The sequence below is a fragment of the Falsiroseomonas sp. E2-1-a4 genome (assembly GCF_051433165.1).
Lineage (GTDB): Bacteria > Pseudomonadota > Alphaproteobacteria > Acetobacterales > Acetobacteraceae > Falsiroseomonas.
The window spans coordinates 15128-28651 of the sequence record NZ_JBHMFS010000005.1; the positions used below are offsets into that span (position 1 = coordinate 15128).

Annotated in this window: 14 protein-coding genes; 7 read left to right on the top strand and 7 right to left on the bottom strand. The window is 70.3% G+C overall.

Annotated features, from left to right (window positions below; translation table 11 throughout):
• Positions 1-214: 214 nt before the first annotated feature.
• Together ACFHNC_RS06875 and ACFHNC_RS06880 are read right to left on the bottom strand one after the other, a co-directional pair.
• Positions 215-1948, bottom strand: coding sequence for a calcium-binding protein (locus tag ACFHNC_RS06875; protein ID WP_437168483.1), 1734 nt, complete (start codon positions 1946-1948; stop codon positions 215-217).
• A 386-nt stretch (positions 1949-2334) separates the two neighbouring features.
• Positions 2335-3378 carry a serine hydrolase domain-containing protein gene (locus tag ACFHNC_RS06880; RefSeq protein WP_437168484.1) on the bottom strand — a complete coding sequence of 348 codons (1044 nt, stop codon included), beginning with the start codon at positions 3376-3378 and terminating at the stop codon, positions 2335-2337.
• A 92-nt stretch (positions 3379-3470) separates the two neighbouring features.
• Between ACFHNC_RS06880 and msrA the strand changes: the two genes are divergently transcribed.
• The 4 genes from msrA to ACFHNC_RS06900 all read left to right on the top strand — a co-directional run bounded on the left by msrA (position 3471) and on the right by ACFHNC_RS06900 (position 6390).
• Positions 3471-4016, top strand: a complete 546-nt coding sequence (gene msrA, locus ACFHNC_RS06885) for a peptide-methionine (S)-S-oxide reductase MsrA (protein WP_437168485.1) — start codon at positions 3471-3473, stop codon at positions 4014-4016.
• A gap of 10 nt (positions 4017-4026) precedes the next feature.
• Positions 4027-4452 carry a peptide-methionine (R)-S-oxide reductase MsrB gene (msrB, locus tag ACFHNC_RS06890; protein WP_437168486.1) on the top strand — a complete coding sequence of 142 codons (426 nt, stop codon included), beginning with the start codon at positions 4027-4029 and terminating at the stop codon, positions 4450-4452.
• Positions 4453-4537: 85 nt separating this feature from the next.
• A complete protein-coding gene (locus ACFHNC_RS06895; protein WP_437168487.1) occupies positions 4538-5638 on the top strand; it encodes a YncE family protein in 1101 nt (366 codons plus the stop codon).
• Positions 5635-6390: a polysaccharide deacetylase family protein gene (locus ACFHNC_RS06900; RefSeq protein WP_437168488.1), complete on the top strand. Its 756-nt coding sequence runs from the start codon at positions 5635-5637 to the stop codon at positions 6388-6390. Before ACFHNC_RS06895 ends, ACFHNC_RS06900 begins: the two co-directional genes overlap by 4 nt.
• A 1-nt stretch (position 6391) precedes the next feature.
• On the opposite strand, the gene ACFHNC_RS06905 is transcribed toward ACFHNC_RS06900, so the two are convergent.
• The gene (locus ACFHNC_RS06905; protein WP_437168489.1) at positions 6392-6736 is read right to left on the bottom strand and encodes a YMGG-like glycine zipper-containing protein; all 345 of its coding nucleotides are present in this window, start codon (positions 6734-6736) and stop codon (positions 6392-6394) included.
• A gap of 165 nt (positions 6737-6901) precedes the next feature.
• Between ACFHNC_RS06905 and ACFHNC_RS06910 the strand changes: the two genes are divergently transcribed.
• Both ACFHNC_RS06910 and ACFHNC_RS06915 read left to right on the top strand, forming a co-directional pair.
• A complete protein-coding gene (locus ACFHNC_RS06910; RefSeq protein ID WP_437168490.1) occupies positions 6902-8002 on the top strand; it encodes a Kelch repeat-containing protein in 1101 nt (366 codons plus the stop codon).
• Positions 8003-8013: 11 nt separating this feature from the next.
• On the top strand, positions 8014-8637 hold the full coding sequence (locus ACFHNC_RS06915) for a histidine phosphatase family protein (protein ID WP_437168491.1): 624 nt from the start codon (positions 8014-8016) through the stop codon (positions 8635-8637).
• Here ACFHNC_RS06915 and chrA read toward each other — a convergent pair.
• The 4 genes from chrA to ACFHNC_RS06935 form a co-directional block, all read right to left on the bottom strand.
• On the bottom strand, positions 8594-9925 hold the full coding sequence (gene chrA / locus ACFHNC_RS06920; RefSeq protein ID WP_437168492.1) for a chromate efflux transporter: 1332 nt from the start codon (positions 9923-9925) through the stop codon (positions 8594-8596). The genes ACFHNC_RS06915 and chrA overlap by 44 nt on opposite strands.
• Positions 9925-10740 (bottom strand): chromate resistance protein ChrB domain-containing protein, encoded by an 816-nt coding sequence (locus ACFHNC_RS06925; protein ID WP_437168493.1) that lies wholly within the window; start codon positions 10738-10740, stop codon positions 9925-9927. The genes chrA and ACFHNC_RS06925 overlap by 1 nt, the downstream gene beginning before the upstream one ends.
• A gap of 163 nt (positions 10741-10903) precedes the next feature.
• On the bottom strand, positions 10904-11026 hold the full coding sequence (locus ACFHNC_RS06930; RefSeq protein WP_437168494.1) for a hypothetical protein: 123 nt from the start codon (positions 11024-11026) through the stop codon (positions 10904-10906).
• Positions 11027-11042: 16 nt separating this feature from the next.
• A complete protein-coding gene (locus tag ACFHNC_RS06935; protein ID WP_437168495.1) occupies positions 11043-11774 on the bottom strand; it encodes a sulfite exporter TauE/SafE family protein in 732 nt (243 codons plus the stop codon).
• A 119-nt stretch (positions 11775-11893) separates the two neighbouring features.
• Between ACFHNC_RS06935 and ACFHNC_RS06940 the strand changes: the two genes are divergently transcribed.
• Entirely contained in the window at positions 11894-13513 is a 1620-nt protein-coding gene (locus ACFHNC_RS06940) for a thiamine pyrophosphate-binding protein (RefSeq protein WP_437168496.1), read from the top strand.
• Positions 13514-13524 lie beyond the last annotated feature (11 nt).

Genomic DNA, 13524 nt, shown 5'->3' on the forward strand with positions numbered 1-13524 from the left:
ACGGCTCGCACGCAAGCAGTACCGCATTCAGACGTAGCCGTTGCGGCCATAATCCGCGGCGATGGCGGGTGCGGCGTCCCGCCACGTCACATGGACCTGATCGACGCCTGACAACGGCTTCATCAGCAGCCGCGGATGGACCAGGAAAAAGCCGCGGCTCCCCGGCTGCCGGCAATCCCGCCACAGCCAGGGGCACCGCGATCCCGGGCCAGGGTCAGGCGATGACGACGAATTCCGCCGACGTCATCGAAAGCCCGGCCGACAGCACGGCGAAGGCGATGGCATCGCCGGCGCCGCTGCCATCCGCATCGAAGGCCAGGATGCCGGTCTCGGCGTCGTACAGGATGCGATCGTCCGCATCACTGGCCGTGGCGCCGAGGAAGAAGGCGTCCGATGCCAGCGCGCCGGCGGCCAGCGAGCCGAAGATGAAGCTGTCGAGCAGGATGCGGTCCTCACCCACGGTGTAGTCCGTGATGGTGTCCACATTGTCGGCCCCGAGCGCGGTGGTGAAGGCGAAGGAGTCCGCCCCCGTGCCGCCGATCAGCCGGTCCGCGCCGGTACCGCCATCCAGCGTGTCGGCGCCCGCGCCGCCCAGCAGAATGTCATCCCCACCGCCGCCGAAAAGCCGGTTGTCGGAGTCCTGGCCCATGATCCGGTTGGCCAGCTCATTGCCGATGCCGGTGATGGCGGTGCCCAGCAGGTTGAGGTTCTCCACATGTGCGCCCAGCGTGTAATCGATGCTGGACATCACCAGATCCATGCCGCCGCCGGCTTCCTCAATCACCAGGTCGCCCGCATGGTCCACCACGTAGCGGTCGTTGCCGGTGCCGCCTTCCATGCGGTCCGCGCCGGTGCCGCCATTCAGGGTGTCGTCGCCCGCACCGCCGAGCAGCGTATCATTGCCGGCCCCGCCGACGATCAGGTCGTGGCCGCCGCCGCCGTCGATCCGGTTCGCCTGCGCATTGCCGACCAGGCGATCCGCATTGGCGCTGCCCTCGAGATTCTCGAAGCCGCTGAACACGTCACCGGCCGCATCGCCACCGAGGGCAAGCTGCGTGGCGAGGTTGATCGAGACGGCGGCGCTGCTGCCCGCATAGCTCAGCGTATCCACCCCAGCGCCGCCGCGAAGGATATCGAGGCCCAGGCCGCCGCGCAGCAGCACGCCATTCGCCGCCGAGAGCGAGGACGCATCCACCGTATTGCCCATGGCGCCGCCGAAGACGGTGATCTCGCCGCCCGGCAGGCGGGCAAAATTGGCGTTGGTCAGCGTCATGCTGTTCGGCCCGTCCTGCGACAGGCGGAAGAATTCGAAGCCGCTGACGCCGGTGACGCCGACGATGCCTGCGGTGCCGACATTGATGGTGTTGCCGCTGCCCTTGCCGGTTTCCAGCCCGCCGCGGATCGAGTCCGTGCCGAGGGCTTCGGCGGAGACCGCGACGATGTTGCCGCCGCCGCCGGCGCTCAGCGTATTGGCCGTGCCCTCACCGAGCACGATGCGGTTGGCGCCGGTGCCGACGGTGATGGTGTTGCCATCGCCATTGCCGACCAGGATGCGGCTGGTGCCGTCGCCGCTGGTGATGGCGTTGACGCCATTGCCTGCGACGATGCGGTTGTCGCCGTCGCCGGCGGTCAGCGTGTTCATGCCGTGGCCGGCCTGGATGGTGGTGGGGCCATCGGCGACGGTGACCGTATTGTTGCCGTCCTTCAGGACGATGCGGCTGGCGCTGAGGCCGGAGACGGTGATGGTGTTGTTGCCGCCGCCGGCCGAGATGCGGTCATCGCCACCGGCAAGCGTCAGGGTGTTGTTGCCGTTGCCCAGCGTCAGCGAATCGCGGCCACCGCCGAAGGTCAGCGTGTTGTCGCCATTCTCGCCGGTGACCACGTGGTCGTCGTCGCCAAAAGTAATGGTGTTGCTGGTATTGCCCAGGTTTATGAAAACTGTCGCCATGTTCGTGTCTTTCTTGTCGTGGGCATGTCTCGCAAACTTCGTCCGGGACCGTGCCTTGGCAGACAGGTGACGCCGCCGCAGCGTGTCCGGTCACCGCGGGGCCAAATGGCCGTGCGGAACCAGGCGCCAAATGCGGACGCGTCGATCGGATTGGGAATGCGAGGCGTTGGGAAACCAGCCGCCCCGCGCAGGGGGCATGGACTGGAAGGTGCGCATTTGCGGTGCGTCAGCCAGTTCTTAAGGAAGTAAATATCTTAAGAGGATCAGAAAAGCCAAACTATTCGTACCGGCGCGAAAGTATTTTTCGGACTGCTTGAAATAAGGCAACGATTTCGTGAAGAGGGGGCGCGCCGCTGACGCACCCCCCGCCTGTGCCGGCCAGGCTGTCAGCCCAGCGCCGCCGCCACCTTGGCGCAGAACGGCCCGACCGCATCCGGATGCACCCATCGCAGCACCGCCACCGCCTCGCCTCGTGGCCAGATCCAGGTGACATTGCCGCCGGCGCCCATGGCGAAGACCGAATCGCGCGGCGCCTCCGGCCAGCGCCCGGCGCCGTTCAGCCACCACAGGAAGCCGTAGGCGGGGTTGAGCGGGCAGGGCACCAGGGACTGCGCGATCCAGGCCTTCGGTACCACCTGCCGGCCGTCCCACGCGCCCTTCTGCAGCACGAGCTGGCCGATGCGCGCCTGGTCCTCGGCATGGATTCGCATGCCGGCGCCCCAATGCGTGCCTCCAGGCACGGATTGCAGGCGCTGGCCCGCAATTTCGACCCAGGCATTGTCGTAACCGTACCAGGTCCAGTCCCGGCTGCCGCCGATCGGGTCCAGGATGCGTTCGGCGAAGACCTCGGGCAGCGGGCGGCGGAACAGGTGCAGCAGGCACAGCGCCAGGCGGTTCACGCGGACGTCGTTGTATTCCCAATGCGTGCCGGCGGGCTGCAGGGGGCGGTCCATGCGCTTCTGCGCGCTGCCTTCGCTGGACAGCTCCCGGCCACGATCGATGCGGTCGGATTTGCCGAACAGCTCGCCTTCCCATTCGCTGGTGTTGGTCAGCAGGTGGCGCCAGGTGATCGGCGCGTTCTGCGGCGACTCGAAGCCACCATCCTGCACCTTTGCGCGCACCGGCTCATCGACGTCGGGCAGCAGGCCATCCGCCTGGGCGATGCCGGTGAGCAGCGACAGGTAGGATTTGGCGGCGCTGAAGGTCATGTCTGCCTGGCGCGTATCGCCCCAGGAAGCCAGGCGCTGCCCGCGCTGGGCCACCAGCCCGTTCGGCGCGCCGCGCGGAAAGACCGGGCCGAGCACGGTGTTGTAGGGCGGCGGCTCGAAATGGCCGCTTTCCAGATGCGCGAGCAGGTCGCGGGGGAAGGGGGATTCCTGGGCGGCGGCGAAGGCGGCGGCCTCGGTAAGGCGGGGGTCGGATTGGGTCATGTGGTGGAAGGTGCCGAAGCCGGGCTTCCAGCGGAACCCCCTGCACCCGCGGAGCATAGCGCCCATATACTGCAGCAACCGAGGAGAGACCCATGACGACCGAAACCGCGACATTGGGCGGCGGCTGCTTCTGGTGCATCGAGGGCGCGCTGCGGCATGTGAACGGCGTGACCCGCGTCGAGAGCGGCTATGCCGGCGGCCACCTGCCGAACCCGACCTATGAGCAGGTCTGCGGCAAGCAGACCGGCCATGCCGAGGTGGTGCGCGTGGAATTCAACCCCGCCATGCTGTCCTACGCCGATCTGCTGCGCATGTTCTTCACGCTGCACGACCCGACCACCAAGGACCGCCAGGGCAATGATGTCGGCCCGCAATACCGCAGCATCATCCAGTACCACTCGCCGGAGCAGCAGCAGGTGGCGCAGGCGGTGATGGCGGAGATCGAAGCCGCAAAGATCTGGGGCGCCCCCCTGGTGACGGAGCTGGAGCCGGCGGGCGAGTACTGGCCGGGCGAGGCGGAGCACCAGGACTACTTCGCCCGCAACCCCTGGTCCGGCTATTGCCGCGTGGTGGTCGCCCCCAAGGTCGCCAAGTTCCGCAAAAGTTTTGCGGATCGCCTGAAATCCGCTGCGGCTTGAGGAGAGACAGATGAGCCTGTTCAGCAAGGCCAAGCCCGCCGAGAGCTTCGCGGTCGAGAAGTCGGAGGCCGATTGGCGCGCCGAGCTCTCGCCCGAAGCCTTCAAGGTGCTGCGCCAGCACGGCACCGAACGGCCCGGCACCAGCAAGCTGCTGACGGAAAAGCGCCCCGGCACCTTCGCCTGCGCCGCCTGCGGGCATGAGCTGTTCGACAATGCCACCAAGTTCGAAAGCGGCACCGGCTGGCCGAGCTTCTTCAAGCCGCTGCCCGGCGGCATCGCCACCACCACCGACCGCAGCTTCTTCATGACGCGGACGGAGGTGCATTGCGCCCGCTGCGGCGGCCATCTGGGCCATGTCTTCCCGGACGGCCCGGCTCCAACCGGGGAACGCTACTGCATGAATGGTGTGGCCATGGTGTTTCAGCCGGCGGAATAAGGCACGCGGTCGCGCGCCGCCGCTGGACAAGCGGCGGGGCGGCGCGGATTTTGGCTGACACATCCCGCTCTCCGGAACCCGCACCTTGTCCTGGCGCCGTCTTGTCCTGCTTCTCGCGCTGACCCTGCCGGCCGGTGCGCGGGCGGATCTCGTCTATGTGCTCAATTCCGGCGAGGCCAGCATCTCGGTGCTGGACGCCGCGACCCGTACCGAACGCAGCCGTATTCCCGTGCTGCGGGAGCCGCATCATCTGGTGGTGACGCCGGATGGCTCGCAGTTGCTGGTGGCGGATTCCGGCGGCAACGAGGTGTTCTTCCTCGACCCCGCGACCGGGACGGTGCTGCGCCGGGCGCCGATCTCCAACCCCTACCACCTGGAATTCAGCCCGGATGGCCGCTTCCTGGTGATCGCCAGCCTGCGCCGCGGCCAGGTGGATGTGCTGGATGCGCGGACGCTGGAACTGGTCCACCGCTTCCGCCCGGGCGACAAGCCGAGCCATATCGCCTTCAGCCCGGACAGCCGCATGGTCTATGTCACCATCCAGGGTGACGGGAAGGTGGCGGCCTTCGACCTGGAAGGGATGGTGCAATCCTGGACCGTGCCGGTGGGGCCGGAACCGGCCGGCATCATCTGGCATCGCGGCCAGTTGCTGATCGGCATCATGGGCAGCACGCATTTCGTGGCGCTGGACCCGGCGAGCCAGGCGGTGAAGCCCGCCTTCACCCTCGGCCGCGGCGCCCATACCATCTACCCGGCGCCAGATGGCCGCGCGCTGTATGCCACCAGCCGGGTCGACAGCCGCATCGCGGAGATCGACCCGGAGACGCTGGCGGTGCGGCGTTGGTGGGCGATTCCGGGCGGGCCGGACTGCCTGACCTTCGATACGCAGGGCCGCGTCTGGATGACGCTGCGCTGGTCCGGGCGGATCGCCGTGCTCGATCCGGTGGCGGATCGGTGGGAGACGGCGCGGGTCGGCCGCTCCCCGCATGGCATCTTCTACAAGGCGCTGGGACGCGGGGCGGATTTCGCACTCGCCATGCCGGGTGCGACCTCCGGCACCCGCCCGCTGTTATCGCCGATGCCGGGGCGGCCCGCCGCGGCACCACCGGCAGCGCCCGGCCTGGTGCCCGGCAGCATTCCGCTGGCGCCGCCGGCGCTGCCGGCCTCGCTGCGGCGCGCGCCATGAGGCGGCGTGTGCTGCTCGGCGGCGGGCTGGCGGCGCTGGCCGCGCCCGCCCTGGCGCAGGTCGCGCCACCCGGTTGCCGCGGCCCGGTCTATCTCACCATCGACACGGGCTGGAGCCGAGAGGCAGAGGCGATCGCCGCCATCCTGCGGCGCCACGCCGTGACCGCAACCCTGTTCATCGCCGATGAGCCGACCTTCCGCGGCGACACAAGCCTGGCGGATAGCTGGGCGCCGTTCTGGCGTGCCCGCGTGGCGGAGGGCCACAGCTTCGCCAGCCACACCTGGCGGCACTGGTATTTTACGGGTGATCCGGGAACCGGGCGCACCACCTTCCGATCCCGGCGCGGAGAGGGGCAGGAGGTCCTGGACCAGGCGGCGATGTGCGACGAGCTGGCCCGCCCGATCGCGGCGCTGCGCCGCTTCGCGCCGGAAGCGCGGGTGCTGCCGCTGTGGCGCGCGCCTGGCGGCATCGTCACCCGCAATGCCGTGTCCCTGGCCGCCGGTTGCGGGCTACGCCACCAGGGCTGGACCCGCAACGGCTTCCTGGGCGATGAGTTGGACAGCGCCGCGAACCCCAACGCCGCACTGCTGCGCCGCAACCTGGCCAATATCCGGCCCGGCGAGGTGCTGGTGATGCATTGGGGCGTCCGCAGCCGGCGAGAGCCTTTCGCCGGCATCATGGAGGCGTTGATCACCGGCCTGCTGGCGCGCGGCCTGTGTTTCGAGCCGCTGCCGCCCCAGGGCGTGGCGTGAGCTACCGGTAGTTCGGCCGGTAGCCGGCCGGCGGGGCGCCCTGGTGCCAATTGCCATACTGGTCGTACCAGCCGCCGTAGCGTGGGTCCGTCTGCTGCGCGACATAGGGGTCGCGCGGAATGCGGTCCGGCTCCGGCGCCGGGGTCAGCGCACCACCCACTGCGCCAAGCGCACCACCGATCAACGCGCCGCGCCCGGCGCTGCCGGTGACGGAGCCGATCAGCGCGCCGGCGCCGGCACCCAACGCACCGCCCGCCAGGGCACGCTGGTTGCGGTCATTCGGGTCGGAACACGCCGCCAGCAGCACCAGCGGTGCGGCCAGCAAGGCCATACGGGGAGTCATCATGGGCAATCTCCTGTTCGTCTGGCGGTGGCGCACCATTCTGGTCACAACGCCAGCATGCCACACCGGTTCGCCGGGCCGGTCCTGGGACCGGTCTTGAAGCTATCTGAACATGTGGAACATATTGATGGCGCGAAGGCGGCGGGAGCTCGGCGGATGAACAGGCGCATGATGCTGGGTAGTGCGATGGCGCTGCTGGGCGGGGCCAAGGCCGCGGGCGCGCAGCAGGCGATGCCACATCACGGCCTGCCGATTCCCTCGGACCGGATGGCGCCGCTGCGCGGGCAGGGGCCGGTGGTGCTGACGCCGGCGCAATACGCGCAGCGCTTCGTGGACAGCCCGGCCCCGGCCGGCGCACCCGGCCGCTGGGTCAGCCGCGCGCCGTTGCCGCTGCCGCGCACGGAAATGGCCTGGGCCGCCGAATGGGCCGGCAAGCTGCACGTGGTGGGCGGCTATGCCGAGCAGCAGGTGAACAACACCTGGCACCACATCTATGATCCCGCCGCCGATAGCTGGCGCGAGGCCGCCCGCCTGCCGCGTGGCGCCAACCATGTGGGCGTGGTGGCGCATGCCGGCCGGGTCTATGCCTTCGGCGGCTTCAGCAATCAGAATCGCGGTGCCGATACGCTCGCCTTCGCCTATGACGTGGCGGCGGATCGCTGGGACACGCTGGCGCCGATGCCGCGCCCGCGCGGTGCCGGCGCGCTGGCGGTAATCAATGGCAAGATCCACCACATCGGCGGCGCCTCAGAGCCGGAGCGGGAGCGCGCCTCGGTCGGCTGGCACGAGGTGTATGACCCGCAGACCGACAAGTGGGAGATGCGCAAGGCGCTGCCGGGCGCGCGCGACCATGCCGGCGTACTGGCGCATGACGGCGTCATCCACATCATCGGCGGCCGCTTCAGCACCTTCGAATACAATACCGGCCTGCACCATGTGTATCTGCCGGACCGCGACACCTGGGTGGAACGCGCGCCGCTGCCGACGCCGCGTTCCGGCCACGGCCTGGTGCTGTATCGCGGCCGCTTCTTCGCCATGGGTGGCGAGAGCGGCTGGTTCGAGAACCGCACGCTGACCGGCCATGTGCATGGCCAGGTGGAAAGCTACGACCCGGCCACCGACACCTGGCAGCACCACGCCCCGATGCCGACTCCGCGCCACGGCATGGGCGCGGTGACAATCGGCGATTTCATCTATGTGGCCGGCGGCGGGCCGGTGGTCGGCGGCAGCATTAAATCCGCGGTGCATGAGGCGTTCACGCTCGGCTGATGCAACGCCGCATGGCCCTGGCCCTGCCGGCCCTGCTCGCGGTGCGGGCGGAGGCGGCGACCGCGCGAGGAGAGGACGCGGCCGCGTTGGTCGCGGCGCTGCGCCGGGGCGGCGTGGTGGTGGTGCTGCGCCATGCGATCACCGATCGCAGCCAGTTCGACCGTGGCGACCGCTCGAACCGTGCCGGCCAGCGCAACCTGTCGGAGGCCGGGCGGGCGCAATCCCGCGCGCTCGGCCGCGCCTTCGCCTATCTGCCGATCGGCCAGGTGCTGACCAGCCCGGTGTTCCGGGCGCTGGATACGGCGGAGCTGGCCTTCGGCGCGCGGGCGTTGGTGGAGCCGCGGCTGACGGCGGATGACTACACGCATGATCCGGCGCTGCTGACTGCCAACATCGCCTGGCTGCGCGACCGCATCCGCCGGCCTTCCGCGCCGGATACTGTGGATGTGCTGGTCGGCCACATCGTACCGCTCGGCATGGTGCTCCGCTGCGGGCTGAGCCAGGCGGAATACCCGGAAGGCGCGCTGGCGGTGTTCGCGCCGGGTGGCAGGCTGCTCGGCGTGCTCGCGGCGGAGACGCTGGGCGCAGCGCTCAGCCCAGCAGCGCCCGCATCAGGAACCCCGCCGCCGCGGTAATCCCGAGCGTCCGCAGCAGGCCGAGCTTCAGGCCGAACAGGCAGACCGCCGCCAGCAGGCTCAGCGCCAGCGCATCCACCTGCAGGCTGGAGAGGTCCGGCAGGTCCAGCCGCAACGGCCCGAGCGAGGTGGTCTCGACCCGCGCGAAGATCACGCGCAGCGCGAACCACAGCGCCAGGCTCGCGATCACGCCCACCACCGCTGCCGTCACCCCGGCCAGCGCTGCCTTCAGCCGGGGTTCCGCATGCAGCCGCTCGACGAAGGGCGCGCCGAGGAAGATCCAGGCGAAGCAGGGCGCGAAGGTGACCCAGAGCACGAGCAGGGAGGCCAGCACCCCGCTCCACAACCCATTCGCCGTGACGCCGGCCAGGAAGCCCACGAATTGCAGCACCAGGATCAGCGGGCCGGGCGTGGTCTCCGCCAGGCCGAGGCCGGCCAGCATGTCGGTGGCGGTCAGCCAGCCGTAACCCTCCACCGCCTCCTGCGCCACATAGGCCAGCACGGCATAGGCGCCCCCGAAGGTCACCACGGCCATCTTGGAGAAGAACCAGGCGATGTCGCCCCAGGGCGGCGTCTGCATCAACATCGCCACCGGCCAGACCCATAGCGCCAGCGCCACCAGCCCCGCGGTGCGCGCCCGGCGCGCCATGCGGGGGATGCGGTCCGGTTCGCGCAGGATCATCGCGTCCAGCAACGCGGGCGGGCCATCCCGCGCATCGCCATGGCCGCCGCCGGTAAAGGCCTTGGGCAGCGCATAGCCGATGGCGGCGGCGGACAGCACCACGACGGGGAAGGGCAGGTTCAGCGCGAACAGCGCCACGAAGGCGGCCACCGCCAGCGCCCAGGGCAGCGCGCCGTGCAGGGCCCGCTTCGCCACCCGCAGCAGCGCTTCCACCACGACAACCAGCACGGCGCATTTCAGGCCGAAGAACAGCGCCGCCACCAGAGGCACCGTGCCGAGCGTGACATACAGCACCGACAGCGCCAGCATCACCGCCGCACCCGGCAGGACGAACAGCAGCCCGGCCACCAACCCGCCGCGCACGCCATGCATCAGCCAGCCGAGATAGGTAGCCAGTTGCTGCGCCTCCGGCCCCGGCAGCAGCATGCAGAAATTCAGCGCGTGCAGGAAACGTGCGTCGGAGATCCAGCGGTTCTGCTCCACCACCTCCCTGTGCATCAGCGCGATCTGCGCGGCGGGGCCGCCGAAGGACAGCAGGCCGATCCTCAGCCAGGTTCGCGTCGCCACCCGGAGGGTGGGAAAATCCGCGCTCTGCGGGGTGTCCATCAGGCGACTCCCTGGGCCGGCCAATTGTGGGTTTCCCCTGTGGCATCCCGGCACCACAAATAGAAGGCGTCGTAGAGCGACAAACCTGCGTCGAGCTGCGCCAGGTCGTCGTCATGCAGGCGCGAAAGGCCGAGCGACGCGGCCAGCAGCCCGGCCGCCTCCGGTACCAGATCGGGCCGTGCCGTATCGGCGCCGCGCACCAGCAGCGCGAGGCGTTGCAGGGCCGGACTCGTCAGGCCGAATTCGGCCAGCAGCGTATCGAAGGTGCAGGTCTCGCCGCGATGGCTCCAGAACACGCCGTCGATGTCGAAGGGCGTCGCGCCGTAATGCGTGGCCACGGCGGCAACCTCCGAGGCGGCGACGAACAGGAACACCGCCTCACGGTCGATGAAGCGTCGGATCAGCCAGGGGCAGGCGATACGGTCCACCTTCGGCCGTGCCCGGGTGACCCATAGCGTGCGGCCCGCCGCGTCGCGTGGCGGCAGGGGCGCATCCCGGAACAGCGGCAGCCCGGCGGCCCGCCACGCGTCGAAGCCGCCCTCCAGCACCGTGGCCTCGGCGCCTTCGTGCCGAAGCCAGGCGGCTGCCCCTTCGGAGAGCTTCAGCCCGCGCTGGCAGATGACGACCACCTGCCGGCCGCGCTGCGCCGGCGCCCAGGCGGTGATCTGGCGATGGTCCCGGCGCTGTGCCGCGGGCAGGCTGCGCGGATCGGCGGCGGCATCCTCCGCCAGTCGCACATCGATCAAAAGCGGCGCATTCGGCAAGCCGATCCGGCGGGCAAGATCAACGGGTTTGATGGTGGGCATTTCAGGCATGGGCGTCCATTCCCTGACGGGTGGTTGGACGCGACGCTTGGGCACAAGCCTGGCCGGGCATCAGACTTTGACCTGGCATGTGACTGATGGGGCGATCGCGGTGGCCCCTGGCGCAGACTAGGATCGACCCGTCGTCCCGGTCAACCGATGCGGCCTGGCCGCCTCAACGCGGGCCGCGCGGCGAACTCGGCACGCCGCAGCCGCAATCCTCCTGCGGCGGCGCCGCGACAGGCTGCGCCACGGCTGGCCAGGTGGCCAGGAGGAAAAGCATGATGATCAGCTTCATGTCCCGGCGCATCCCTTCACACCATCAGCGACAGGCCGGAGACCAGCAGCAGCCCCAGCAGCACCAGCCGGAAGCCCTGCGCGGGAATCCGCTTGTAGGCCTGCACGCCAAGCCAGGCACCCAGCACCAGGGCCGGCAGCGCCACCAGCAGCATGCGTGCACTCTCCTGCCCGAAAAAGCCACCGGCCAGCAGCCCGATGGCGGCCGCCGCCTGCATCACGATAATGAAGGGCTGGAAGATGGCCCGCGCCTCATCCTTCCGCAGCCCCTTCAGGTCCCCCCACATCGCCGGCAGCGCGCCGGAGAAGCCGCCGATGCCGCCCAGAATTCCGCTGGCAAACCCCACCCCGGCATCGGCCTGCGCCCCCGCCCGCAGCGCACCCGCCGCGCGCCCGCGGGCGATGCCCACCAGCGCCCAGGCGGAATAGGCCACCAGCAGCAGCCCCACCCCGGCGGTGATCGCCCCGGAATCGACCCGCGCCAGCACCAGCACCCCGATCGGCGTGCCGAGCAGCCCGCCGATGATGTAGGGCCGCAGCACCTGCCAGCGCACCGCCGGCCAGATCGCCCCCAGCGTGCCGAGCTGGACCAGCAGCGACCCCACCACCATCACCGGCGCCGCCTGCTGCGGCGGCAGCCAGTGCAGCAGGATGCCGGCGGCGACCAGGTTGAAGGCGAAGCCGGCCATGCCGGAGGCGAACGCCGCGATGAAGCAGCCGCCAATCAGGATCAGGTATTCGAAGGGCATCACGGCTCCGCGCGTCGCTGCCCGAAACAACCGCATCGAAGACCGAAGCGCCAGCCCCCCGCCTTGTGCGGGACCGCCGCGCATGGTCCCTTCGCGGCCAATTCGGGAGCATGGAAACGATGGCGCAGCGCGGTGCGGATGTCCTGGTGAGTGGCCTCAAGGCCGCCGGGGTGACGCGGATCTTCACCCTGTCCGGCAACCACATCATGGAGGTGTTCGACGCGCTGGTCGGCTCTGGGATCGAGCTGGTGCACACCCGCCACGAAGCCGCCGCGGTGCACATGGCGGATGCCTATGCGCGGCTGACCGGGCAGGTCGGCGTGGCGATGGTGACCGGCGGGCAGGGCCATGCGAACGCCACCGCCGCGCTGTGCACCGCCCTGGCCGGGGAGGTGCCGGTGCTGCTGCTGTCCGGCCATGCGCCGCTGGCCGATCTCGGCAATGGTGCCTTCCAGGAAGTGCCGCAGGCGGCGCTGGCAGCGCCGATCAGCAAGGCGGCCTGGGCGGCGCAGACGGCGGAGGGGCTGGCGCAGGATGTGGCGCGCGCCTTCGGCATCGCGCTGGGCGGCCGCCCCGGCCCGGTGCATCTCAGCCTGCCGACGGATGTGCTGGAGGCGAAGGTCGAGGCAGCGCCAGTGCCGGAGAACGGCGCCTTCGCCCGCAGCGCCATGCCGCTGGGCGCGGAAGCGGCGCTGCTGGTGGCCCAGGCGGTGGCCGCCGCCGCGCGGCCGCTGCTGCTCGCCCCGCCGGCGCTCTGCACCCCCTCCGGTTTCAGCGCCATGGCGGCGCTGGATGTCTCCAGCGGTCTGCCCGTGATCCCGATGCAATCGGCGCGCGGCCTGGCGGACCCGACGCTTGGCGCCTTTGCGGAGGTGCTGGCGGAAGCCGATCTGGTGGTGCTGATCGGCAAGGCGATGGACTTCACCCTGAAATTCGGCCGAAGCCCCGCCACCGCGCCCGGCTGCCGCTGGATCGTGCTGGAGCCGGAGGGCGCGCTGGTCGCCCGGGCGCAGCGGCTGGTGTCGGACAGGCTGGTGTTTGCCGCGGTGGCCGATGCCGCGGCCAGCATCGCGGCGCTGGCCAGCGTGATGCGGCCGGTGGCGGCGCAATCCGGCTGGGCGGATCGGGTGCGGGAGGCGGTGGCCTGGCGGCCGGCGGAATGGGCGGCGCTGGCCGGCGCGCCGGCCGGGCCGATCCGTTCCGCCACGCTGGGCCATGCGGTGAATGCGGCGGTGGCCGCGCATGGCGCCACCTTCGTCTGCGACGGTGGCGAGATCGGGCAATGGGGCATGTCGCTGGTGCGCGCCGGCACGCGCATCGTGAATGGCGTGGCGGGCGCCATCGGCGTCGGCATTCCCTTCGCCATCGGCGCCCGCGCCGCGAAGCCGCAGCCGACGCTGGCGCTGATGGGCGATGGCAGCTTCGGCTTCCACATGGCGGAACTGGACACCGCCGCGAGGCACGGTCTGCCCTTCGTCGCGGTGGTCGGCAATGACAGCCGCTGGAATGCCGAGCATCAGATCCAGGTGCGCGACTATGGCGCCAACCGCGCGCATGGCTGCGACCTCGCCCCCGGCACGCGCTACGACCTGATCGCGACGGCGCTGGGCGGGCATGGGGAGACGGTGGAACAGGCCCGCGACCTGGCCCCGGCGCTGGACCGCGCCTTTGCCAGCGGCAAGCCCGCCGTGGTCAATGTGGTGCTGGATGCCCAGCCGGCGCCGACGCTGCGCCGATAGGAGAACCGGCG